General features: G+C 37.1%; 20 protein-coding genes and 1 pseudogene. 19 read left to right on the top strand and 2 right to left on the bottom strand.

All coding sequences use genetic code 11. The features are described 5' to 3' along the window. Positions 1–13 precede the first annotated feature (13 nt). From acnA to CKK03_RS16575, 3 genes are read left to right on the top strand one after another with little or no spacing between them, the layout of a single operon-like run. Entirely contained in the window at positions 14–2662 is a 2649-nt protein-coding gene (gene acnA / locus CKK03_RS16585) for an aconitate hydratase AcnA (RefSeq protein WP_099363645.1), read from the top strand. Between the two features lie 20 nt (positions 2663–2682). After that, entirely contained in the window at positions 2683–4125 is a 1443-nt protein-coding gene (locus tag CKK03_RS16580; protein ID WP_099363644.1) for an aldehyde dehydrogenase family protein, read from the top strand. Between the two features lie 11 nt (positions 4126–4136). After that, on the top strand, positions 4137–5864 hold the full coding sequence (locus CKK03_RS16575) for a thiamine pyrophosphate-requiring protein (protein ID WP_099363643.1): 1728 nt from the start codon (positions 4137–4139) through the stop codon (positions 5862–5864). Positions 5865–5869: 5 nt separating this feature from the next. On the opposite strand, the gene CKK03_RS16570 is transcribed toward CKK03_RS16575, so the two are convergent. Then, positions 5870–6670, bottom strand: coding sequence for an IclR family transcriptional regulator (locus CKK03_RS16570; RefSeq protein WP_099363642.1), 801 nt, complete (start codon positions 6668–6670; stop codon positions 5870–5872). 332 nt (positions 6671–7002) lie between these two features. On the opposite strand from CKK03_RS16570, the gene dctP reads away from it, so the two are divergent. The 10 genes from dctP (at position 7003) to CKK03_RS16520 (ending at position 16841) form a co-directional block, all read left to right on the top strand. Further along, positions 7003–8109: a TRAP transporter substrate-binding protein DctP gene (dctP, locus tag CKK03_RS16565; RefSeq protein WP_099363641.1), complete on the top strand. Its 1107-nt coding sequence runs from the start codon at positions 7003–7005 to the stop codon at positions 8107–8109. A 148-nt stretch (positions 8110–8257) separates the two neighbouring features. Next, on the top strand, positions 8258–8773 hold the full coding sequence (locus tag CKK03_RS16560; protein ID WP_180271283.1) for a TRAP transporter small permease: 516 nt from the start codon (positions 8258–8260) through the stop codon (positions 8771–8773). Beyond that, positions 8773–10077, top strand: a complete 1305-nt coding sequence (locus CKK03_RS16555; protein ID WP_099363639.1) for a TRAP transporter large permease — start codon at positions 8773–8775, stop codon at positions 10075–10077. Before CKK03_RS16560 ends, CKK03_RS16555 begins: the two co-directional genes overlap by 1 nt. Before the next feature lie 52 nt (positions 10078–10129). After that, entirely contained in the window at positions 10130–11914 is a 1785-nt protein-coding gene (locus tag CKK03_RS16550; RefSeq protein ID WP_099363638.1) for an acyl-CoA dehydrogenase FadE, read from the top strand. 23 nt (positions 11915–11937) lie between these two features. Then, positions 11938–12699 carry a 3-oxoacyl-ACP reductase FabG gene (fabG, locus tag CKK03_RS16545; protein WP_180271282.1) on the top strand — a complete coding sequence of 254 codons (762 nt, stop codon included), beginning with the start codon at positions 11938–11940 and terminating at the stop codon, positions 12697–12699. 60 nt (positions 12700–12759) lie between these two features. Continuing rightward, entirely contained in the window at positions 12760–13191 is a 432-nt protein-coding gene (locus CKK03_RS16540; RefSeq protein ID WP_099363637.1) for a MaoC family dehydratase N-terminal domain-containing protein, read from the top strand. Between the two features lie 14 nt (positions 13192–13205). Continuing rightward, complete coding sequence (locus CKK03_RS16535) at positions 13206–13613, top strand: MaoC/PaaZ C-terminal domain-containing protein (protein ID WP_099363636.1); 408 nt, start codon at positions 13206–13208, stop codon at positions 13611–13613. 26 nt (positions 13614–13639) lie between these two features. Next, positions 13640–14773, top strand: a complete 1134-nt coding sequence (locus tag CKK03_RS16530; protein ID WP_099363635.1) for an acetyl-CoA acetyltransferase — start codon at positions 13640–13642, stop codon at positions 14771–14773. A gap of 1 nt (position 14774) precedes the next feature. Beyond that, entirely contained in the window at positions 14775–15173 is a 399-nt protein-coding gene (locus CKK03_RS16525; protein WP_099363634.1) for a Zn-ribbon domain-containing OB-fold protein, read from the top strand. 87 nt (positions 15174–15260) lie between these two features. Further along, a complete protein-coding gene (locus tag CKK03_RS16520; RefSeq protein WP_099363633.1) occupies positions 15261–16841 on the top strand; it encodes a class I adenylate-forming enzyme family protein in 1581 nt (526 codons plus the stop codon). Between the two features lie 79 nt (positions 16842–16920). Here the strand turns inward: CKK03_RS16520 and CKK03_RS16515 are convergent, their stop codons facing one another. Next, complete coding sequence (locus CKK03_RS16515; RefSeq protein WP_099363632.1) at positions 16921–17808, bottom strand: LysR family transcriptional regulator; 888 nt, start codon at positions 17806–17808, stop codon at positions 16921–16923. Positions 17809–18011: 203 nt separating this feature from the next. On the opposite strand from CKK03_RS16515, the pseudogene CKK03_RS16510 reads away from it, so the two are divergent. From CKK03_RS16510 to CKK03_RS16485, 6 genes and pseudogenes are all read left to right on the top strand, one after another. Next, positions 18012–18860 (top strand): annotated as a pseudogene (locus tag CKK03_RS16510) (fumarylacetoacetate hydrolase family protein). A gap of 28 nt (positions 18861–18888) precedes the next feature. Next, a complete protein-coding gene (locus CKK03_RS16505; protein WP_099363631.1) occupies positions 18889–20007 on the top strand; it encodes a cupin domain-containing protein in 1119 nt (372 codons plus the stop codon). Positions 20008–20045: 38 nt separating this feature from the next. After that, positions 20046–21245 carry an FAD-dependent monooxygenase gene (locus CKK03_RS16500; protein WP_099363630.1) on the top strand — a complete coding sequence of 400 codons (1200 nt, stop codon included), beginning with the start codon at positions 20046–20048 and terminating at the stop codon, positions 21243–21245. A 23-nt stretch (positions 21246–21268) separates the two neighbouring features. After that, positions 21269–22411, top strand: coding sequence for a PrpF domain-containing protein (locus CKK03_RS16495; protein WP_099363629.1), 1143 nt, complete (start codon positions 21269–21271; stop codon positions 22409–22411). 16 nt (positions 22412–22427) lie between these two features. Further along, on the top strand, positions 22428–23327 hold the full coding sequence (gene prpB / locus CKK03_RS16490) for a methylisocitrate lyase (protein WP_099363628.1): 900 nt from the start codon (positions 22428–22430) through the stop codon (positions 23325–23327). Between the two features lie 45 nt (positions 23328–23372). Then, a complete protein-coding gene (locus tag CKK03_RS16485) occupies positions 23373–24767 on the top strand; it encodes a TRAP transporter large permease subunit (protein WP_099363627.1) in 1395 nt (464 codons plus the stop codon). The last annotated feature ends 358 nt before the right edge of the window (positions 24768–25125 follow it).

Genomic DNA, 25125 nt, shown 5'->3' with positions numbered 1-25125 from the left:
GGAGAGGTTACTATTGTATAAAAAAACGTTAATAACAAAACAGGGCTCAGTACAGATTTATGACTTGAAATCTTTGGGGAACTTAGGAATCAATGTTGAGAGTCTACCTTTTTCAATTAAGATTTTTTTAGAAGCAATGATGAGGGGGATGAAAAGATTCTCCATTTCAGAAAAAGATCTATTTGATGTTGCTACCAACTCAAATCAGACTAATGAAATACCATTTATGCCATCACGAGTAATTATGCAAGATGCATCCGGGATTCCTGCATTGGTCGACCTCGTTTCTCTCAGGGAAAGATTGGTTTCTGAAGGAGTCAATCCGAGTGAGGTTAATCCAAGTATTCCAGTAGATCTGGTAGTAGACCATTCACTTCAAGTTGATCACTTCGGCACTACAAATGCTATAAAGAAAAATGTGAATCTTGAATACTCCCGTAATAAAGAGAGATATGGTTTTCTTAAATGGGCCGAAAAATCATTTAAGAATTTTCGTGCCGTTCCCCCTTCAAATGGGATAATCCATCAAGTCAACTTAGAATATTTGGCTCATGTAGTTCAAATCACTCATGATAATGGTGAAATGATTGTACACCCCGAATCCATAATCGGAACAGATTCACATACTACGATGATAAATGCATTGGGTATTTTAGGCTGGGGTGTGGGAGGTATAGAGGCTGAGTCTGTCATGCTTGGCTATCCGATTAGTATGTTGGTTCCAAAGGTGGTTGGTGTTGAAATCTCTGGGCAAATGCAAGAAGGCGTCACCGCAACAGATGCTGCATTATCGATCACAAGAGTATTACGCCAAAAAAATGTGGTAGGAAAATTTGTTGAATTTGTTGGACCAGGATTAAAACAGCTTTCTCTTCCAGATCGAGCAACCATTGCTAACATGGCACCGGAATATGGTGCGACAATGGGCTTTTTTCCAGTTGATGATGAAACATTGAAATATCTAGAATTAACAGGAAAAACAAAGACCGTACTTGATTTAGTAGAACAGTATTCAAAAGAACAGGGGTTATTTTACTCGGATTCTATGAAAATACCTACCTATTCTGAAATAATAAAGATTAACTTATCAGATATTGAGCCATGTATATCCGGGCCAAAACGTCCTCAGGACACGATGCCGTTAAGAAAAGTCAAAGCCTCGTTCTTAAGTGATTTTGGTGGATCGATGACAATGGCTAATATATCCCAGAATCATGAGAAACATGAGCTTAAACATGGCAGCATTGTTATCGCAGCTATTACAAGCTGTACGAATACTTCTAATCCAATTAATATGATTGGCGCAGGATTACTTGCTAAAAAAGCGGTTCAACTTGGTCTAACCGTACCATCTCATATTCAAACCAGTTTCTCGCCAGGTTCAAAAGTAGTTACACAATACTTGAAAAGTACAGGTCTATTGGAATATATGGAAAAACTGGGCTTTTATCATGTAGGTTATGGATGTGCAGTCTGTGTCGGTAATAGTGGTAATTTAGATGAAAAAGTCGAGAAAGCCATTCAGGAAAATGATTTATCTACTGTCGCTATTTTGAGTGGGAACCGTAATTTTGAGGGCCGGATTCATTCACTAGTAAAAGCTAATTATCTTGCCTCTCCACCTCTAGTGATTGCTTATGCAATTGCTGGAAAGATAAATATAGATTTGGATACTGAACCACTAGGGAAAACTGAGTCGGGTCAACCAGTTTATTTAAAAGATTTATGGCCAAATACAGAGGAAATAAGAACCTGTATACAAAATTGTATAAATCCGGAATTATTCCTGGATGCGTATCAGAGTGTGTTCGATGGCGATGTTTTATGGAAGAAATTAGACTATATGGAAGGTCCCTTATATAACTGGGATCCACAATCAACCTATTTTAAACCATCTCCTTTTTTCAGTAAAAGAGAAAATGCTTCTCCTAAAGGAAACCCAAAAGAATTTCGGGCATTATTAGCACTTGGAGATTCTATCACAACGGACCATATTTCTCCAGTTGGGTCCATTTTAAAAGAGAGTGCTGCAGGAGCTTATCTCATGAAACATGGTGTGGAAAGTATTGATTTCAATACATACGGTACGAGAAGAGGAAATCATGAGGTGCTCGTGAGGGGAACATTTGCGCATCCTAGACTACAGAATAAGCTAGTAGATAAACTAGGTGGGTTTACGAGACATTTGCCAAGTGGTGAATGTCTGAGTGTTTTTGATGCTGCACAGAGATATCAGCATGAAAATATTCCTCTTATTATCATAGCAGGGAAAGAATACGGAACAGGAAGTGCCAGAGATTGGGCAGCCAAAGGTACCTATTTACTTGGAGTACAGGCAGTAATTGCAGAAAGCTTCGAACGCATTCACCGCAGTAACCTTGCAATGATGGGAATTCTACCTTTGGAGTTTCCTCAAGGAAGAAGCTGGGTAACTCTAGGGTTAAATGGGGAAGAAACATTCACAATCATAGACCTAGACCGAATTTCAACGCCCCAACAAACTCTAAAGGTAATGGCAATTCATTCAAATGGAAAACAAACCATTTTTCCAGTGAAGATGCGACTAGATACTCAAATAGAGATTGAGTTATTCAAACAGGGGGGAATATTTCAAAAGGTTGCCAATGAACATAATAAGAAAAGTACAGTAGATCAAAAGTAAGGCTGGGGAGATGCGGAGATATGAAAGTTAATTTGTTAATCAATAATGAAGAAATAGAAACGGACCAATACACAGAAGTCCGAGACCCAGGTAAGTTGTCGAATGTTGTAGGCTTAGTAGCACAAGGATCTGTACAGCATGTAGACAAGGCAATTCAGGAAGCATATAACACATTTAAAAGTTGGAGTAAGGTTGAATTGGAAGTCCGTATTTCCAAACTGTTAAAAGCAATTCAACAATTTAAAACCGATGCAACATACTTGGCTAATGTTGTTTCTCTGGAAAATGGAATGTTACTGGACGTATCGAAAAGCGAGTTTGCTATGGCAGCTGTTGTGATGAGAAATAGTGCAGAATTAGCAAGGAATGCTCTTCAGACGAAGACAATCGAGGATGAATTCAGCGGAGTCCTGATTGAGAAAAAACCAATTGGCGTTATTGCAGGGATTGTGCCTTGGAATGCTCCTATTGTTTTAACTATGCAGAAGGTTGTTCCAGCCATACTTGCAGGAAATACGATTGTAATAAAACCATCTCCTTTTGCACCACTAGGGGTCACTTTAGCTTTAAAAAACATCGCTAAGTTTTTCCCGCCTGGAGTAATCAATATTGTACATGGGGATGCAGATGTAGGGACGGCATTATCCACACATCCTCTCATTCGAAAAATATCGTTTACTGGCGGAGGAGAGACTGCAAAGCATATTATGAAATCTGCTGCAGAAACTTTAAAAGGAATTCACTTTGAATTAGGTGGAAATGACCCGGCAATTATTTTAGATGACGCAAATCTAGATGAGATTGTATCGAAAATTGTTAATGGTGTTTTTCGTCGTTCAGGACAATTTTGTTTTGCCATCAAACGAATTTATCTCCCTACAACTATGTATGATGAATTTTATGAACGAATGTGTACAATTACGGACCAATATAAAATTGGACATCAATTGAATGAAAACGCAACATTTGGACCTTTGAATAATCCAAATCAATTTCAAAACGTAAAGAGATTACTAGAAAGGTTAGATAATAGTTCCGCAAACATCATGAAGCTAGGTCAGAAGCTAGAACCGGATAATTGGGATAATGGATACTATATGCACCCTGTTATTGTAAGGGATATAGAACCATACCATGATCTTGTCACCTGTGAACAATTTGGACCAATCATTCCGTTAATCGCATACAAGAGTGAAGCAGAGGTCATTCATATGGCGAATGACAGCGAGATGGGATTAAGTTCATCTATATGGTCATCAGATTATGACAGGTCACTTCAGTTTGCAAGAAAAATAGAAGCTGGTATGACCATTATTAATTCTTCACACCAATCTCCTCTTGGACATAAATATATGCCGTTTGGCGGAGTAAAGCAAAGTGGCATAGGAAGGGAGAATTCCGAAAAAATCTTTGAAGAGTTCACAGAGTTTCATGCTATTAATTACTATAAAAGGACCAACTAGGGGGAAGTACGATGGAAAGTCTAAGTCGTTATACAACAGCAGATGCCTTGTTAGAAGCATTTGAAGAGACAGGTATATCCTATTTATTTAGCAATCTTGGAAGTGATCACCCTGCACTCATCGAGGGACTTGCAAAAGCAAAAGCACTAGGTCGACCATTACCAAAAGTCATTATTTCTCCCCATGAATATGTTGCACTGAGTGCAGCACATGGCTACTATCAACTAAGTGGTCAGGCGCAGGGGGTGATTGTACATACGGATGTTGGTACACAAAACTTGGGTGGTAGCTTACATAATGCCGCACGGTCGAAAGTGCCAGTTTTTATATTCTCAGGTGAGACTCCTTCAACAATGGAGGGTGAATTAGCGGGGAGCCGCAACTCGCCAATTAATTATCTGCAAAATGTATATGATCAACGTGGTATAGTAAGGGGTTATGTCAAATGGGAATATGACATTCGAACAGGAAAAAACGTTAAACAACTAGTTTATCGTGCAATGCAAATTGCTAATACAGAACCGAAAGGGCCAGTCTATTTAACTGGCGCTAGGGAAGTTTTAGAAGAAGAAGTTCAGCCAAAGAAAGATCTTTCCTCTCGTTGGAAACCAAAGGAACCTACAGCATTAACAAATGCAGGAATTGAACAAATCATTTCTACGTTGGCCAATTCCAAGAATCCTATTTTAATAACCTCATACTTAGGTAGAAATATGGAAAGCGTTGATTTACTTGTAGAATTTTGTGAATTACTGTCTATTCCTGTAATTGAAAGTAATCCTAGTTATATGAATTACCCGACTGAACATCCTCTGCACATGGGATTTGAGGGTGGTGACCTACTTGATAATGCAGACGTGGTTGTAGTATTGGATTGTGATGTGCCTTGGATTCCCACAGTCAACGATCTAAATGATTCATGTAAAGTCATCTTTATTGATAATGATCCAATAAAAGAAAAAATCCCGTTAGCTTATATACCAGCAGATTTAACCTTCCAAGCAGATTCATACCATGCACTAACACAATTGTTAAATTATGCTAAGCAGATAAACTTAGACCACTATACTATTGAAGAACGTTTTAGTCGACTAAAAGAACGTCATAATTTCCAAAGGAAAGAATGGAGACAGAGAGAAGTGTTTCCAACAAATGGTGTGATAACCCCCGAATGGGTCTCACGTTGTTTAAGGAATGTAATTGACGAGGATACGATTATTTTAAATGAAACAATCACTAGTACAAGTGCTATTTTTAAAGGGATACCACGAATAAAACCAGGGACTATGTTTGGTAATGGAGGATCATCATTAGGTTGGAATGGGGGAGCAGCTGTTGGTGCTAAGTTGGCACAGCCTAACAAAACAGTAGTGAGCCTTACTGGAGATGGATCCTATTTATTTAGTGTCCCATCATCTGTTCATTGGATGTCACGAAAATACAATGCGCCATTTTTGACAATTATTTTTAATAACCAAGGTTGGAATGCAACCAAAATGAATCTCTTAAAACAACATCCCGACGGCATTGCAAAACGTGACGATCATTATTGGGTAAATTTTGACAAACCAGCAGATCTTGCAAAAATCGCTGAAGCAGCGGGCGGGGCCTTTGCCCAAACCATTTCAAAACCAGAAGAATTAGAATCTGCATTAAAGAAGGCGATTGAAATAGTAAACTCAGGCCAGTCCGCCGTAATAGACGTGAAGATGCAGCCAATTTCTTATCAAGAAGATTAAGTCGTTTAGAAAAAGGTCAAGTCTCCTTGTAAACTAATTAAATGTCCAACTCGTTTGGAGAGTTGATCTGCTGTATCTTTTAATGTCTTAATTATTTTTTTATTTACCTTTGAATTCATATCAAAGTTAGAACCGAAAGTTCCAATTACAGCAATTATTTCTTGATTGCGATTAAAAACAGGAACGCCTATACCTGAAAATCCGACATTTACCTCATCTTTTTCAACAAAATAACCTTTTTGTCGAATTGTGTCTAATCTTTCAAGAAATTTATCCTCATCAACTAAAGTATAAGGTGTTCTTTTTTCTAAAGGTATTTGATTTAGTATTTTTTTGCATTCTTCTAAGGGTAAATAAGCCATCAATGCAATACCTAGAGCACCAATATTGAGTGCTCTTTTCCTCCCAACATAAGAGCCTGATTGAATACCATCTGGATTCTCAAATGCAAGTAAGAATTGAATACTTTCCTTTTGCCTAACTGCCATTAAAATCGGAAATCCTAATTCAATATGTACTTTCGAGAGAGTTGCTCCGGCTTCTTTCAGAACATCTTGATTTTCTTTCACAATTTCACCAAATTCTAAAAACTTATGTCCAAGGCTATAATTGTTTTCTTTATCATCATATTGAATAAAACCGCTTTGCTCTAGCGACCATAAAATTCGATAAACAGTTGCTTTTGGTAACTTAGTTTTTTCAACTATGTTTTCAATATACAAAGTTGGATATTCATTGCTAAAGCAATTTAAGACGCTGATTAGCCGATCAATAACACGGATAGATTGCACTTTAATATCTCTCATTCTACTAACCTGCCTATATATTATTTTTTTAGAAGTTGAAACACTGCCTTGTTACAAATCATAATAATATGTTAAATCATATATTCTTGGTTTATTTTTGTCAAACTCCCATATTTTTCCAAATGAGTGAAATAGTAGCACGGTAATTTATAATATATCGATAGTGTAAAAATAATTTACGAATAATTTAGAATTTATTGACATAATACTTAGGAACATATACAATATTTTTGAACTAGTAATTCACCTAGTGAGTTAGAAGGGGGCTGCAAAATAGAAATCTACTTAATTTGTAAGCGTATTCAAACAACCTGCAAGGAGGAGATCATTTAATGAAAGTAGGAAAGAAGCATCTAATCAAAAGTTTAGCCTTTGTTATGGTTATCATGTTATCTCTTGTCGCTTGTAGTAATAGCAATGATGAGACTTCAGGTTCATCTTCTAATGAAAAGAAAAAAGAAGTATATGAATTTAACGTTGGTAACTATGGATCAAGTACGGCAAACATTGGTGCTAATATTTTAGAACCATGGGCTAAATCCGTCGAAGAAAAGACTGATGGTAGAGTGAAGCTGAATTTATTTCATGGAGGAACATTAGGAGGAGCTAATTCTGTTTTAACGGATGTAAAAGGTGGCGTAGCTGATATCAGCTATATGTTCTCACACTATTATGCGGATACCGAAATGTTTCCATTGACATTAGGAGATTTACCATTCCAAGTAACAGCAGATGATGTGCCAAAATATGGAGAAATTATAAAAAAATATACGGAACCCTATCATGATGAAATGTTTAAGGATGTTGTTTCACTAGGATTTTCAACAGGATCTCCATCCTACATTTTTGTGAATAAACCTGTCAGGAAACTTGAAGACTTTAAAGGAATGAAAATACGAGCCGCAAGTAAGAGTGATGTCGAAGACATAAAAGCATGGGGTGCTGTGCCAGTTTCCGTACCTGCACAAGAACTATATGATTCACTTGCAAAAGGCGTTATTGATGGGGCATTTACTTCAGCTACCCAATATCGAGATATGAGTTTATATGAAGTAGCACCATATTTTGTAGAAATTCCTTATAAAGTTATTCAAGTTATGCCAATTATGAATAAAGCCTCTTACGATAAACTCCCAGATGATATTAAAACCATTTTTCAAGAAGATTTAATTCCAGAATTAGAAGGATTATTTAATAAATATTTAACAGAAGATTCAAAGGCCGCTGTCGATGAGCTTAAAGAAACGCTCAAAAAAGATGGAGAAGTGATTCAGTTTGATGATGCAGAATTAGAAAGACTTCAAGCATTGTCCAGATCTGCTTGGGATCAATGGTTGAATGATGCGAAGGAAAAAGGATATAACGGAGAAGAGATGATGAGTAAGTATGAGCAAACGGTAAAAGAATCAGGCTTCCCGGTACCGTTTTATTTTAAATAAGGAGATTGATTTCTAAGTTAAAGTGAGATTTATAGGAAAGGGTAGTAGAACTGAGAAATAGCTTGATTATTTAATTAGTGTCTATTGCCCCTCCTATTTTATTCGCACTGGAACATATAGTTGAAGTCATTCGATAATGGGAGGAAATATGATTATTACAAAAGTAATAGACCGTTCAACAAGTATTATTAAGTGGATTTCGATGATTTGTCTATTGTTTATGGTTCTTGCAACTTTTGTTGGAGTCGTTTTTCGTATGTTTGGTGTACCAATTATAGGTAATGACGAAATTGTCGCGATATTCCAAGTCTTCCTTATTATGTTTTCACTTGCATTTGCCCAATCAGAGGATAGACATATAACGATAGGTATTATTGTAGACAATTTTCCAACTAAAGTTCAAGTCATTATTGATCGAATTGGTTATACTGTAACGGCTTTATTTTGTTTTCTTGTTGCCTATATTTTTTTCAAAGCTGGATATCATAACTTGACAGAATTTCATGAGAAGACACTCCTTTTAGAGTTTCCCCATTACTTTTTAAAATTTATCACTTGTTTAGGCTTTTTTCTGTGGGGGATGGAAGCTGTTAATAGAATTATCAAGTCATTTCTAGGATTAGTGAAGCAAGTCAGCCAGCTTGAGAAGGAGGTAAGTGGTTAATGTCTGCTGAAACAGTTGGTTTTATCGCTATAGTAATCATGTTAGTTTTGATGATGTTACGGATTCCAATTGCGATTTCTATGGCTGTACCTGCAGTCATTGGAATCTTATATTTAGGAAATGAGACCGTACTCTTTACAGCAGTCGAATCCATTATCTTTGACCACAGTTTTAACTACACATTAAGTACCATTCCACTATTTATATTAATGGGAGAAATGCTTAGTGTAACAGGTATTAGCAGCGAGTTATATGCATCATTCCGTACGTGGTTTGGAAGATTAAAAGGTGGTCTCGGAATGGCAACGATCGGGGCATCCACTCTATTCGCAGCAGCATCAGGCTCAAGTCTTGCAAACACTGGTACTATTGGTGTTATGGCTTCGAAAGAAATGTTGAGGTATGGATATTCTAAGAGTTTAACAGGAGGGTCAATCGTTGCGGGAGGTAGTTTGGGGATTCTAATACCTCCAAGTACAGTATTAATTATATATGGAATGTTAACCGAACAATCAATTGGTAAATTGCTTTTAGCGGGTATTATACCTGGGATTATGTTGGCTACATGCTTTATCGTCACGATTTACCTTATTGCTGTTGTAAAACCAGAAATGGCACCTACAATAGAAGAAAAAAGTACGTGGAAGGAACGCTTTATTTCATTAAAAAGTACCATTATGGTCTTTATTATTTTTGCAATCGTAATCGGCGGGATGTTTCTTGGTTGGTTTGGGCCAACCGAAGCAGCAGGTATAGGGGCTTTTAGTGCAATCATTATCGCAATGATTAAGAAAAAGTTGACATGGACGAATTTTCTAGAAACAGTTGTTAGAACGACTAGAACTGCCGGTTTTATCTATGCCACGGTATTGTGTGCTTTCGTATTTAATTACTTATTAACAATATCGAAAGTGCCAATCTTAGTTTCTACTACAATTACTAGTTGGGATGTTCCACATTATCTAACATTCTTGTTTATTGTCTTGTTATATCTATTTCTTGGAGCAGTAATGGATTCAATTGCGGCTATCGTCATCACCATTCCTTTTATCATGCCTATTATGCTAAGTATGGGACATGATCTAATCTGGTTTGGTATCATTATTGTTCTACTTGTTGAGGCAGCACTCATTTCACCACCATACGGTATGAATATTCTAATTCTAAATGGTGTTGTTCCTGAGTTGAAGATAGGTACCATTTATAAAGGTGCTTTAGTTTTCTTACTTCCTATTTTATTTATGATTTTAGTTCTTTATTTGTTCCCTAATCTTGCTCTGTTTATTCCGGATAAAATGTTCTGACGTATATTAGTAAATTTGGATAAAGATTAAGAATCATCGAGGAGTGTTGATATTGAAAGTAACAAATGAGCTTACAAATGATAAAGGTGGTTTGTTTATTACCAAAGAAACGGACTTCAATGAGGTATTTACACCAGAGGATTTCTTGGAAGAACACCATATGATTGCCAAGACAACTAAAGACTTCGTTGAAAAGGAAGTTATTTCTCTTGGTGAGGCAGCAAAAACATTAAATTACGATCTAACTAGGAAAATATTAAAAAAAGCAGGGGATGTGGGACTGCTTGGGGCTTCCCTTCCAGAAGAATATGGGGGATTAGGTCTTGATGGAGTAAGGTTTGCATTAATGAAAGAATCACTCAACGTCCATACAAGCTCACTGACCATGACGATTGGCGGTCAAGTAGGTATCGGAGCTCTTCCGATTGTCTTTTTTGGTACATCGGAACAAAGAGAGAAATATTTGCCAGGGCTAGTTTCCGGTAGCCTCGCTACAGCTTTTGCATTAACTGAACCATCATCTGGTACTGATGCCTCTGGTATAAAAACGAGTGCGAAGCTTTCTGATGATGGCCAGAGCTACATATTAAATGGGAATAAAGTGTTTATTACAAATGCAGGATTCGCAGATATCTTTGTTGTTTTTGCAAAGGTAAATGGAACTGATTTTAGTGCCTTTATTGTAGAAAGAGAATCAAAAGGTTTAACAATAGGTCCAGAAGAGAAAAAAATGGGATTAAAAGCCTCCTCAACCTGTTCTATAAGCTTTGAGGATGTGCAAGTACCGGCATCTAACTTATTAGGAAAGATAGGAAAAGGTCATTTAATAGCTTTTAATGTATTAAATTTTGGCCGTCTTTCGGTGGGGGCAAATTGCTTAGGAACAACAAAAGAAGCTTTAACAGTATCCTGTAAGTATGCAAATCAGCGAATTCAATTTGGTAAGAAAATTTCCTCATTTCCATTAATTGCTCAAAAGTTAGCGGATATTAACATTAAAACATTTGTTTTAGAAAGTATGGTATATCGAACAGCAAATCTTTTTGATGCAGGATTGAGTCAACTTGATTTTGGAAATCCCGATTTAGGGGAAATTTCAAGAAAAGCGATTAGTGAATACATGCTTGAGTGTGCAATTAATAAGGTGTTTGGTTCAGAGACACTCGATTTTGCTGCAGATGAGGGTTTACAGATACATGGCGGATACGGATATATGCAGGAATATATAATAGAAGAAATTTATCGTGATTCAAGAATAAAGCGGATCTTTGAAGGTACGAATGAAATAAACCGTTTATTTATTACCAATACCATTACTAGTCGAATAGCAAAGGGTCAACTCAACCAGTTACAGGAAAGTTTGGATGTCACACTACCAGAAATCGCTGAAGAAATTTCTGAATCTTCTTCTTTAAATAACTCTGCTCAATTAGTTCAATTTTCAAGAAAACTATATGCTTATACCCTTGATAAGGTTATGGATTATTATGGAGAACAATTAAAGCAAGAACAGGAGATAAGTAGTAATCTTGCAGATATGATTATTCAGCTGTATGCGATGGACTCTGCTTTGTTGCGCACAAAAAAAATAATAAAGAAGCAAGGGGAACATAAAGCAGTGTTAGCAGTTCAAATAACCAATACTTTTATCAATGAGTCATTTGAAATTTTAGCTCGATTTGCGAAAAGAAGTCTAATGGCTGTCGTAAATGGGCAAGAATTAACGAATGATCTTTCGACAATTGATAATTGGTTACGTAAGTTTTTAATTAACACTGTTCCTGTAAAACGACGCATTGCAGATAGTGTAATTAATAAAGAAGGATATACCTATTAAAAGCAAAGGGAGATGTTAAAAGAATGATAAGACGTTTAGAAGGAAAAGTAGCAATTGTAACGGGATCTGGGAAAGGTATTGGAGCTGCGACTGCAATTAAATTAGCGGCCGAAGGAGCAAAAGTGGCCGTTATTGATCTAAAAGAGGAATTTGGAATGGAAACAGTTGGTACAATTCAGGCATCTGGCGGAGAAGCTATTGCAGTTGGCTGTAATGTAACAGTAGCGGAAGAAATAGAAAATGCTGTCGATAAAGTAGTATCTCATTTTGGAAGAGTTGATATCCTCGTAAATAACGCAGGTGTAACAAAAGACAATCTTGTATTCAAGATGACAGAAAGTGATTGGGATATCGTACTTGATACCCATTTAAAAGGAAGCTTTTTATTTTGCAAAGCTGTTCAAAAGCATATGGTAGAACAACGTTATGGAAAGATTGTTAATACTAGCAGTTTAGGATCATCGGGTAAGCGAGGTCAGGCAAATTACTCATCTGCTAAGGCAGGTATAAAAGCATTGACTCGCACATTAGCATTAGAACTTGGTCAGTTTAATATCAACGTAAATTGCGTAGCCCCTGGTTTTATTGCAACTGATATGACAAGAGCTACAGCAGAGAGACGTGGCATTACTTTTGAGCAAATGGTAAATGATGCTAGTAAGCGCATTCCAATGCGAAGAGTCGGAAATCCAGAGGATGTTGCAAATGTAGTTGCTTTCTTAGTTAGTGATGATTCTAGTTATGTTGCTGGAGACTGCATTAATATTGGTGGTGGTGAGAGCTAACATTATCGCTAAATTTTAAAACTTTCATTACTAGAATGAAATAAAGGTAGGTTGATAGCTATGTTAGTAGATAAAAGCATTGTCGGTTGCAAGAGTGAGGTTCACGAATTTGAAATTGAAAAAGGTGCTATTCGAGCGTTTGCAAGAGCAATTGGAGACGATAATCCCATTTATCATGATGAAACTGCAGCGAAAGAGCAAGGGTATAGTAGCTTGATTGCTCCACCGACCTTTCCAATGACCCTTACAATCCCTAAACCAGGATTAAGTAATATGGATAAAAGCCGTACATTGCATGGGGGACAGGAGTTTATATATAAGCGGCCGATTGTTGCCGGAGATATTCTACGTTGTGTAAGTGAAGTGGTAGATGTTTTTGAAAAGGATGGTAAAAATGGTGGGAAAATGTTATTCATCATTTTAGAAACGAAAGGTGAAGATTTAGAAGGGAAATATGTGTTTTCATCAAAAACAACTATTATCTATCGTTAAGGAGGATGGCTTAGATGCAATGGAGTGAATTTGAAATCAATCAAGAATTGAAACCGCTTGTAAAACCTCCAATTGAAAAGGTTCATTTGGTTCAATATGCTGGTGCATCAGGGGATTTTAATTTAATTCATACAGATGAAGAAACAGCTAAAAACGCAGGCCTACCAGGTGTCATTGCACATGGAATGCTCAGTGTTGGATATATCGGACAATTACTCACAAATCTGGCCGGAAATAAAGGATTTGTAAGTAATCTAAATGTTCGATTTACAGGCATGATATTCCCGGGAGATGTCGTTACTTGCCGAGCAAAGGTCGTTGCCAAAGATGAGGAAAATAAAACTATCGTCTTTAAGATTTCATCAGAAACGCCAGAAAAACAAGTTATTACAGGTGATGCAACCATCACATTTTATCATTAATAAGAAAGAAGAGGGGTGTGAAAAATATGAAATCTGAACGTATAGCTGCCGTTGTTGGTGTAGCTGAAGCGGATTTAGGAAAATTACCAGGGAGTAATGTGTTGCAGCTTCAAGCACAAGCAGCGAAACGGGCACTAGATGATGCAGGTTTTACAAAAGACGATGTAGAGGCATTGTTCACTGCAGGAAACTGGGCCCAATTTCCAAACTTAATGTTAGGAGAATATTTGGGCATCTCGCCTAAATATACAGATAGTACGAATATTGGTGGTTCATCCTTCGAATCACATGTAGCACATGCAGTAGCGGGAATTAAAGCGGGCCTTTTTAATGTTGCACTCATTACATATGGCAGTACCAATCGAACAAATCGCTATCCATTTCTTAAAGAATTAACTTTAACGTATGAAGAGCCATTCGGATTTCCGACTCCAGTAGGGCACTATGCAATGGCTGCGATGCGGCATATGCATCAGTATGGAACAACCTCAGAACATCTTGCTGAGATCGCAGTCGCAACGAGGAAATGGGCAATGTTGAATGAGAAAGCTCAGATGCAAAAACCGCTTACTATTGATGATGTTCTTAATTCTCCCATGATTGCTGAACCTCTCCATTTACTAGATTGCTGCTTAGTTAATGATGGAGGTGGGGCAATTGTGGTCGCCTCTGCCGAGGCAGCTGCAAGAGCAAAGAACCGACCAGTCTGGATCTTGGGTCATGGGGAAACGCATACGCATAATTCGGTTGCACAAATGCCGGATTTAACTGTAACTGGAGCCCGTGAATCTGGGAAACGTGCAATGGAAATGGCAGGAGTTACTCACGATGAAATTGATATCGTGCAAGTTTACGATTCTTTCACGATTACTGTTCTATTAACATTAGAATCTCTTGGTTTCTGTAAGCCCGGAGAAGGAGGCGACTTTGTAAGTAACCAACGAACAGCGCCAGGTGGCAGTTTCCCTTTAAATACAAATGGAGGAGGTCTTTCATACTGTCATCCAGGAATGTACGGTATTTTCTTAATAATCGAAGCAACTCAGCAATTACGAGGTGAGTGTGGTGCACGACAAGTCGAAGATGCAAAAATTGCATTAGTTAATGGTACCGGCGGTACGCTTTCCTCTACATCTACTTTGATACTGGGGAGGGATTGATATGGAACAACGTAAACCGAGACCATTAGTCGATAATGACAATCGGACATTTTGGGAAGGTGTAAAAAATAACAAACTAATCATTCAATATTGTGAGGATTGCAAGAATCATATCTTTTATCCTAGATATCTCTGTCCACACTGCTTCTCTGAAAAGATCACTTGGGTTGAAGCTAGTGGAAAGGGGAGAATTTACAGCTATACGGTTGTTCATAGAAATGCACCACCCTTTGATAAAGAAACACCATATGTGGTAGCAATTGTTGAACTTGATGAGGGTGTTCGAATCGTTAGTCGAATAAAAGGGAACCGAGATAAAATTAGTATTGATATGCCTGTTACAGTTATTTATGAAACAATAGATGAAGAGTTAACACTCCCCTATTTTGAACTATCGTAATTAGTCAAAAAAAGGAAGGAACCTTCTCTTCCTTTTTTTTACTATTTGATAAGTTGAATTTAAAAGTTGAAAGGTTGAGAGCTGAATATGCTAACTTCGTGTTATGGTAAATCGATACCTCAATTACTTGAAGATGCCTATAGAAATTTTCCAGACAAGGAAGCTTTGTATGATGGGAAGCACAGATACACCTATCGAGAGATGGAGATGATCTCTACTGAGATTGCTTCTGGCCTTAGTTTATTGGGAGTGAAGAAAGGTGATCGTGTAGCAGTAACGTTACCTGTATGGTCTGAATTTGTTCTCATCTTCTTTGCTATTGCAAAGTTAGGTGCAATTTTAGTTCCTTTTAATACTCGCTACCGTGAAGACGAAGCTGAATATGTCCTAAATCATTCAGGAGCTAAGATCGTATTTTTTCCTAAAGAATACGATCAAGTAGATCACCTGAGTCAGATTCAATCGATTAAGAGTAGGGTAGAGACAATCGAACATTTAATCTCTGTCAGGTTTGAATCTGATGGAATCATGAGTTTAGAGCATTTGCGGGAACTTGGTCGTGAAAATGAGTTTCAGCATGCAAAAATTGATGTTAAAGAAGATGTATTTGCTTTTGTTTATACTTCGGGGACTACAGGCAAGCCAAAGGGAGCCATGTTAACTCATAGCAGTCTTGTGGATATAAACGTATCGTGTAGTACTGCAATTGAAACGAATCATAATGACACCATACTACATCTAACGCCATATTTTCATATAATGGGAATTTCGGCAATATTACGAGTGCTAATTTGTCAAGGAAAGGCAGTCCTAATGGAATCGTTTAGAGCTGAACGAGCATTGCAACTAATTGAGCAGGAAAAAATCACTATTCACCCAGGAGTACCTACGAATTTTATTCTTGAATTAAATCATCCAGCATTGAAGAAGTATGATTTATCTTCCTTACGTTTAGCATTAATGGGTGGGGCACCTTGTCCGGTTGAAATTGTAAAAAGAGTAAGAGAAGAATTGGGATGTGCGGTTCTAGTAAGCTATGGGATGACTGAAACTTCCCCATATTTAACTTACACAAGTATCAATGATGATGATATAACCCAATCAGAGACTGTAGGCAGAGCGCTTCCAAATGTAAAATTGAAAGTGGTTGATGAACAGAGAAGAGAAGTTGCTTGTGGCGAAGTTGGAGAACTTGCTTGCCATACAATTGGTAGAATGAAGGGTTATTATAAAATGCCGGAACAAACTAAAGAAGTAATTGATGACGAAGGCTGGTATTATACAGGTGATTTTGCAACCAAAGACGAGAAAGGATATATCCGAATAGTTGGACGTAAAAAAGATCTTATTATTCGGGGTGGTTATAATATTTATCCAGGAGAGATTGAGGAAGTATTCTACACTCACCCTGATGTATTAGAAGTGTCAATTGTAGGTGTAGCCGATAGTGTTCTCGGAGAAGTTTCTTGTGCAGCGATAATGTTAAAACCAGGAAAGCATGCTACAGAGGAAGAACTTCAATCATTTATTAAACCCAAAGTGGCTGACTATAAACATCCTGATCATATTGTAATTGTAAATGAATTCCCGAAGACTCCAACAGGAAAAGTGAAAAAGCATGAACTGACAGATATACTTATTAGCAAAAAACTTGTAGCGTTAAGATAGAAAGAAATGATGAAAATTATATAAAAGGCGCACTAGCAAATTGATGTTCCCAAGGCCTTTTATATAATTTTCTTTTCTATTAATCCATCGAAAAACGAGAGAAATAGTCAATCACAAATTGGCGTAAACGTTGTGATGCAGCTGAAAAATAGCGCTCCTCCAACCAGGACAACCCAATCGTCCGTCGGAATAGGGGTGCTTTAATGTGTAAACATGAAGTAGTTTGTTCTAAATTCCCTTTCCAAGCATTCATAGGCAAAAAGGCAACTCCTATTCCAGACTGGACAAGATACGAAACCAAGGATGGTTCGTTCACTTCAAATGCGATATTGGGAGCAAAACCAGCTTGTTTGCATAAAGAATCGGCAGTGTCTCTAATCCCATATCCTGTTTTTAAACTAACAAAAGGATCGTTTTCTAACTCATGTAGGTCTATTTCTTCCCGGTTTGCAAAACGATGTTGCTTAGGAACGACTAGGATAATTTCTTCCTTAAAAAGAGGAATACTCTTAACTCTACGTCCTTCAACAGGCGGGGACGTAATGCAAAGATCAACCTCACCTTTCTCGAGCTGCTGTTGCATTTTTATGGTAGTGTCCTGAAAAAGTCGAAATTTAACTTGAGGATATTGTGATAAGAATGTGTTTAATAATTCTGGAAGTAAGACCAGATTTGTAGCGGCTAATGACACCGTACCGTACTCGAGTCCAGCTAAATCTTTTACTTCACGAAACCCCTCATCAAGTTCGGAGAAAACTCGGTTTACTCGTTTTAAAAAGATCTTTCCGAACTCATTTAATTTTATCTGCCTACCAGAACGATCAAATAAAGGAACCCCGATATCTTCTTCTAGTCTTGAAATCGTAATACTTAAAGAAGGTTGTGTGATATTTAGTTCTTCAGCTGCACGAGTCATATGTTCTAATCGAGCAACTGCCTGAAAATATTTTAGTTGTTGTAGCTCCATTTTTACCACCCGACAGTCGTTTTAGTATGGTATTAGCCTACTTTACATGATGGGCTACCATGTATACAAAGTCAATAATAAATGCATTAATCATAGATTCAAATAAATGATTATTATAAAAATAATAAATTAGATTAAATGTTCAAAATATACTAAAATTTAATTAGTTAAAAGAAATAATTATATAGAAAAGGAGATTGTTAATGAAAGTTGCTTTATTCAATAACAACCAAATTGGGATCGTGCAGGATGATGTAATCATAGACATTGGTGATATTATTTCTTGGGATAAAAATTGTCCTCAAGAATCGCTTGAACATTTTATGAAAAACTTTGATGCCTTAAAAACGGAAATAGAAAAGCACTTGCCTTATGGAAGTACCTATTCAATATCAGAAGTCAAGCTTCGTGCGCCTATCCCAAAACCGAGCAAAATCGTAGCAGCACCAATAAACTATTTATTGCATCGGAAAGAAATGAATGAACAATTTCAAACCTCACCTTCAACTGTTGATAAATTAGGATTTTTCTTAAAATCGCCTTCATCCATTATTGGACCGGGTGAAACAGTAGAATTGCCTTTTAGGGATAGAAGGACAGATCATGAAGCAGAGATTGCCTTAGTAGTAGGAAAAGAAGCAAAGGATGTTCCTTCACATGAAGCACATAACTATATTTTTGGCTATTTAGCATTAATGGATATTACGGTACGAGGAAAAGAAGACCGACCATGGCGGAAGTCCTTCGATACATTTACACCTATAGGTCCATGGATAGTGACCGGAGATGAGGTAGAAAATCCAAATCAACTTAACATGAATTTATGGGTTGGTGATGAACTTCGCTAATCGACCAATACGGAAAATCTCATATATGATTGTTATAAATTTTTCGAGGCTGTCACAAGTGTCATGACATTATATCCAGGAGATATAGTGACAACCGGAACTCCTGAAGGTGTTGGACCCATTACAGAAGGAGATACGGTACGAATACACATAGATCGAATTGGGGAATTTTCGGTAAATGTTCAATATAAAGCTGGAGTGTAAAAAGGAAAAATAGAATGGAGGAAAGAAAATGGCAGATCACAAATTAAGAGATTGGCCCAAGGAATTAGTAGACTTTCACAAGGAGCTAGATGAAGTTAATTTAGGACCATTATGGGCGTCTGCATTTAGTACAAAAGAACCGGAGCCAAGACCAGTCCCTTATTTATGGAAAAAGGAATTGCTTGATAGTAAGTTAGAAAAATCAAAAGAAATGCTTCAGGTAGGATTTGGATCGGTAGAACGTAGAGCAGTATATTTGATTAATCCTGGAATGAAGCAACTGCAGCCCTATGGGTGGGGAGGTGCCACACAAAACCTCTATGTTGCTGTCCAAGCAATTGCTCCTGGAGAAATAGCACCAAGCCATCGTCACACATCATCGGCATTACGTTTCATTATGGATGGTTACGGTGCATCAGGTCTAGTAAATGGACAAAAGTATAAATTTGAACCTGGAGATTATTTAATTACTCCTGGATGGATTTGGCATGATCATATTAATGAAGGAGACAAACCAGTAACCTGGATGGACTGTCTAGATGTCCCATTTGTTATGGGGATGAGCACCTCTTTCTTTGAGCCGTATCCAGAACCACAGCAACCTTTAACCTATCCTGATGATTATTCAACGTCAGTATACCAGGGTGGAATGGTAAGGCCTTTAACAGATCGTAAACCATCAATCGCTCCACTAGGGAGATACAAGTGGGAGTTAACTGAAAAATCATTAAATGGAATGAGTCAATTTGAACCTGATCCTATAGAGGGGTTTGCTGTTGAATACTTCAACCCAACAAATGGTAAGGATGCGAACAATCGAATTGGTGCCAGAATGCAAAAGCTTCCGGTAAACTTCCGCGGAATTGCACATCGACATGTCCATAGTTGTGTTTATCATGTATATAAAGGTGAGGGCTATACAGTAATGAATGGTGTAAGGTTTGATTGGAAAGCTGGGGATTTCTTTGCTTTGCCTGCCTGGACATGGCATGAACACGTAAACACATATAAAGGCGAAGAAGCTTTGCTATTCTCAACCAACGATTTGCCGATAATGGAAGCCTTTGATTTTGAACGTCATGAAGTTTATCAAGAAAATGATGGTCATCAGGAAATTAAGGAAGTCTTTCAACCAATCCTTCCGTAATTAATAGAAAACTAATTTTATATAAAGGGGGAAAAATATTGTCAAATTCGAACAAAACAACAATCTTAATTATTGGAGGGGGGATAGGGGGCCTTTCTACTGCCCTTGGCCTTGCTCGATTAGGGAAAGAGGTACATGTATTAGAACAAGCACCAGAATTTAAAGAAGTTGGTGCTGGGATACAGTTAGCTCCTAATGCATTAAGAGTTTTAGATAAATTGGGCGTTCTTGAGTCTGTATATGATTTCTCAGTTTTTCCAAGGCGAAATGTTGCAATGTGTGCCATTACAGGTAGGGAACTATCTGCTATTGAATACGGAGACAAATTTGTTGAAAGATTTGGCTATCAATATGCGTTAATGCATCGTGCAGACTTATTAAGTGCATTAGTTGAAGCGTGTAAAGATACTGGACTTGTAACAATGTTAACGAATCATAAAGTAGAGTCCATTGAAAACGATGGTGATCGTGTATTTGTTACATGTACAAATGGACTTAGTTATGAGAGTGAAGTCATAATCGGGGCGGATGGTGTTAAATCTAAGACAAGAGAAATCATTGCTGGATCTGAAGATGAACCAGTCTTTTCTGACTATGTTGCGTACAGGGGAACAGTACCAATAGAAGAAATAGCAAGAGACGTCGACATTAAGGAAGATGAAAAATTAACCTGGATTGGCCCAAATATACACCTCGTTCAATACGCACTTCGAAGAAAGGAAATTTTTAATCAAGTGGCTGTATTTAAAACCTCCAAGTATCAGAAGGGAAATGAAAATAACGATAAGTGGGGAACGCCAGAAGAACTAGATGAACGCTTTAGTACAAGTTGTGAAACCGTAAGGAGAGCTGGGACCTTTATGCACCGGCAGCGACGTTGGCCGATGTTTGACCGTAACCCTATCTATAATTGGACACAAGGTAGGATTACGTTACTTGGTGATGCGGCACATGCCATGGTTCAATATCTAGCACAGGGGGCATGTCAAAGTTTTGAGGATGCAGATTCAATAGTGGAGAAGTTTCAAATGTTTGGAGACAACTACGAAAAGGCTCTTCAGGCGTATCAAGCAGAGCGAATTCCACGGGCAACGAAAGTACAAGGGATGGCTCGAAAAATGGGAGACATCATACATGCCGAAGACCCAACAACTATTTTAATGAGGGATTATATTATGGAAAACAGAAAACCAGATGATTATTCATTAATGGAATATCTTTATAGCCCTCAAAAATAATCTTCCCTTGGAGTTGATATAAAATGAGTCAATTTTCTCTCGCTTGTTCTGTGTACCGTGGCGGGACAAGTCGAGGACTATTTTTTCAGAAAAAAGATTTGCCTCAGGATCTAGATCTACAAAGGAAAATTTTTATCTACGGAATTGATGCTTACAACCCTTCGCAAATTAATGGGTTAGGAAGTGGAACTTCACATACTAGTAAAGTGGTTGTCGTGGCACCATCATCTTACGAAGAGGCGGACGTTGATTATACTTTTCACCAAATTGGTATAGGTGAAGTAATAGTAGATGATCAAGGAACGTGCGGAAATTTAATAGCCGCAGTGGGTGCTTTTGCTATTGATGAGGGATTAGTAATAACAGATACTGATAGTAGTGTAGTATCGGTTTCTGTTTATAACACGAATATTAAGAAATTGTTTAGGTTGCAGGTTCCTGTGTTAAATGGAAAAGCGAAGGTTTCAGGTGACTATTTAATGCCTGGTGTTGTGACTCCTGGTGCGAAGATTATTGTTGATATTCTCAATCCAGGAGGTGGCAAAACGGGTAAAACTCTCCCTTCAGAGGCAACCACCATGTTAAAGGTAAATCAATCAATCTATGAGACTTCCTTTGTCGATGTTATTAATCCATTTGTCTACGTATCAGCAGATTCGCTTGGTTTAACAGCTAATGATCTTTATAGTGATTTAGATAGAAATTCTAAATTGCAATATGTATTAGAGGGAATACGTTGTAAATCTGGGGTAGCCTCAAATTTAGTTGAAACACTAGAAGAGGGAAGAAATCTACCATCTATTCCAAAGATTGCAGTTGTTATGGAACCACAGGATTATGTTTCAAAGGATGGAAGAGAAATAAAGAAAGAAGAAGTTGATATTTGTGCCAAAATGGTTTCAATGGGAAGATTTCATAGAACTTTTGCTGCAAGTGGATTGTACAATTTAGCTGCAGCTCTATTATTGAAAGGAACGGTTCCAAACCAATGTTTTAGTGAGATGCATGAATTAGGTGAGGGATTGGTTAGAATTGGCCACCCTGAAGGTATAGTAAACGTTCGCGTTTCATTAACAGAGGACAGAAAAGACATAGCATTTGTAGGAATGGAGCGGACAGCCAGAAGAATAATGAAGGGTGAGCTATTCATACCTAATCATATTTAGGAAAGCAGGGTGTATTGTGAGTTGGTTAACAAGAAAAAGTGAGTCGGATCCCATATCGGCATTACGCTCCCTACTTAAGAGTAAGAATGGGATTATACAAATTCCAGGAGCTCATGATGCCATGGCAGGGTTATTGGCTAAACAAGAAGGCTTTAAAGTTATCTATCTTTCGGGTGCTGCATTTGCGGCGAGCATGGGATTTCCTGATCTAGGAATTACCACTTTATCTGAACTTTCTACAAGAACAAGAGAAATTAGCAGAGCTACTGGTTTACCGATTGTTGTTGATATTGATACCGGTTGCGGAAGTGTATTAAACGTAACCAGGACAATCTTGGAAATGGCCGAGGCAGGAGCAGCTGCTGTTCAAATGGAAGATCAAGACTTACCAAAAAAATGCGGACATCTGAATGGGAAGAAACTGGTGACAAAGGAAGAGATGGTTCAAAAAATTATTGCTGCTAGAAATGCTGATAGTCGAATGGTCATTATTGTACGAACAGATGCCAAAGCTATTGAAGGGATAGACTCAGCTATAGAGAGAGCGAAAGCTTATATCAATGCAGGTGCAGATGTTATCTTTCCCGAAGCTTTAGAAACAGAAGAAGAATTCAAAAGGTTTGCAGAGGAAACGGATGTTCCTTTACTTGCCAACATGACGGAGTTTGGTAAGACGCCATACCTAACAGCACAGCAATTTGAAGAATGGGGATACAAAATGGTTATTTACCCTGTCACTTCTTTACGCGTTGCATTAAAAGCCATTGAAGAAGTTTATCATTTAATCAAGGAAACAGGTAGCCAAAAAAATGCATTGAATCATATGCAAACACGGAAAGAATTATATCAAACAATTCAATATTTTGAGTATGAAGAATTAGATGTAACAATAACGAAGACAATTTTAAAAGTTTAAGTACCTAATATTAACCATCACTAGTAGATAGAATAGAGGGAGAAATTGAGTAAGGAATATTTGTCTACATGCAGAGCATATCTATTCTTATTTTTGGCCATTTCTTTTATTGTCAATTCCTTTGTAGCAGCTGTGCCAGATTTTCTCATCATTATCGCTGCTTTCATCGCTATAATCATCTCGCTACCAAGAATGTCTATCATGCCGAAAATAATGGTAGTATTGCTATTGTTTATAAGTCATGTAATATTTTTCAATAGTGGGAGAGACTATAGTTTCTGGAGTAATACAATAATAGAAAGTTTAACTTATATTTGTCTATTTGTTTCTGCACCGCTATTATCTATACCAATACGGGGTGGAGGGTATATTGAGTATTTCGAAGGATTAGCCGATCGTTATTTGAAAAATCAAACATTCACTTATACAATGATCGCCGGATTATCGGCTATCTTAGGGTATTTCATGACAATAGGAGCTTTATATATCGTAAAAGATTTATTTAAGATGAAGTTGCAAGAAAATAAGAGGCTTGCAAGTGAAATGATAATTCAGGGCTCTGCTATTCCTCTACTATTCTCTCCATATATTAATGGAGTAGCGATTGTATTAAGTATCTTGGGTTTATCTCTATTACCGTTTATATTTTATGGTATATTTCTGGCCTTTCTTTTTTTAATGATTATTATTATTAGACTTTCGTTAAGAAGCAGACAAGAATTAGTCGCCGCACAAGACGAAACAGCCTTAACCATCGAAAGGGATAAAAATTCTAGAAAAACACAAATACCTATGAATCATCGATTAGGGATACAGTTACTTATTGGGTTCACAAGTATATTTATTGGTGTTATTTTATTAGAACGATTTCTCCATACAAGCTTTATCATTATTGTTACCCTAATAGCGTTTACAGTACCAATATTATGGTTATTATTTGTAAGGAAATTCACACAACTCAAGAAAGAAATAGTAAACTACAAAAATAATACCTTGCCAAATATATACAATCACATGTTTTTAATCATCTCTGCTATTATTCTTTCAAAAATGATGCAACTAACGAGGGTGCCTGATTACTTATCTGAGTTTCTTTCATCTTCAACAGGTATTTCACCCTTAATTACGATATTTTTGATAATCTTATTGATTCTAGTTCCATCATTACTTGGGATTCACCCACTGATATTAATGGTCATTATTGCAACAAGCATTTCTCCGGATTTATTAGGCTTAGACCGAACACTATTTGCTATTACAATTACAGTCGGTTATTCACTATCTTCCCAATTATCCCCGTTATCAGTCTTATCGTTAGTAGCGGGTAATTTAATAGGAGTTCGACCTTTTCAATTAATGCAGTGGAATTGGAAATTCGTGTTGATAATCGTAATTGCAGCTACTTTATTTATTAATACGATGAATTTAATGTTTCATTAGTAATTGAATACGATTGTTATGTAACATTAAAATTTGAATTGCATTTAATATTTTCAGTAATAGGGTGTAAAAAATCAACAATATTCGGCAAATATTACTTCAAAAAAACGTTCGGAGAAATAATCTGAGCGTTTTTGCTTTCACTATATTTGCTAATTTGTTCTTGTATTTTGTGCTAATAACCTTGTTATTTACAATGTTGTTATTATCATTTTTTTCTTCCATAACAATAACAGTTACGTTCGGTAAAACATATTTTTTAACTGTCTATCTATGGGGAGGTCGATTCTTGTCGATATTTTTAAGGCCGTTACTGGACTATTTACCAAGATTTCTATTTTTGATACATTTGTACATA

Source organism: Fredinandcohnia onubensis, assembly GCF_002734215.1.
GTDB classification, from domain to species: Bacteria; Bacillota; Bacilli; order Bacillales; family Bacillaceae_L; genus Ferdinandcohnia; species Ferdinandcohnia onubensis.
This window is presented reverse-complemented; position numbering and strand designations above follow the sequence as displayed.

What these genes read in the sequence shown, in the direction of transcription:
- CKK03_RS16580 (WP_099363644.1), top strand. Translation starts at nt 2,683, where the DNA reads ATGAAAGTTAATTTGTTAATCAATAATGAAGAAATAGAAACGGACCAA.
- CKK03_RS16575 (WP_099363643.1), top strand. Translation starts at nt 4,137, where the DNA reads ATGGAAAGTCTAAGTCGTTATACAACAGCAGATGCCTTGTTAGAAGCA.
- CKK03_RS16570 (WP_099363642.1), bottom strand. Translation starts at nt 6,670, where the DNA reads ATGAGAGATATTAAAGTGCAATCTATCCGTGTTATTGATCGGCTAATC.
- dctP (WP_099363641.1), top strand. Translation starts at nt 7,003, where the DNA reads ATGAAAGTAGGAAAGAAGCATCTAATCAAAAGTTTAGCCTTTGTTATG.
- CKK03_RS16560 (WP_180271283.1), top strand. Translation starts at nt 8,258, where the DNA reads ATGATTATTACAAAAGTAATAGACCGTTCAACAAGTATTATTAAGTGG.
- CKK03_RS16555 (WP_099363639.1), top strand. Translation starts at nt 8,773, where the DNA reads ATGTCTGCTGAAACAGTTGGTTTTATCGCTATAGTAATCATGTTAGTT.
- fabG (WP_180271282.1), top strand. Translation starts at nt 11,938, where the DNA reads ATGATAAGACGTTTAGAAGGAAAAGTAGCAATTGTAACGGGATCTGGG.
- CKK03_RS16540 (WP_099363637.1), top strand. Translation starts at nt 12,760, where the DNA reads ATGTTAGTAGATAAAAGCATTGTCGGTTGCAAGAGTGAGGTTCACGAA.
- CKK03_RS16535 (WP_099363636.1), top strand. Translation starts at nt 13,206, where the DNA reads ATGCAATGGAGTGAATTTGAAATCAATCAAGAATTGAAACCGCTTGTA.
- CKK03_RS16530 (WP_099363635.1), top strand. Translation starts at nt 13,640, where the DNA reads ATGAAATCTGAACGTATAGCTGCCGTTGTTGGTGTAGCTGAAGCGGAT.
- CKK03_RS16525 (WP_099363634.1), top strand. Translation starts at nt 14,775, where the DNA reads ATGGAACAACGTAAACCGAGACCATTAGTCGATAATGACAATCGGACA.
- CKK03_RS16520 (WP_099363633.1), top strand. Translation starts at nt 15,261, where the DNA reads ATGCTAACTTCGTGTTATGGTAAATCGATACCTCAATTACTTGAAGAT.
- CKK03_RS16515 (WP_099363632.1), bottom strand. Translation starts at nt 17,808, where the DNA reads ATGGAGCTACAACAACTAAAATATTTTCAGGCAGTTGCTCGATTAGAA.
- CKK03_RS16505 (WP_099363631.1), top strand. Translation starts at nt 18,889, where the DNA reads ATGGCAGATCACAAATTAAGAGATTGGCCCAAGGAATTAGTAGACTTT.
- CKK03_RS16495 (WP_099363629.1), top strand. Translation starts at nt 21,269, where the DNA reads ATGAGTCAATTTTCTCTCGCTTGTTCTGTGTACCGTGGCGGGACAAGT.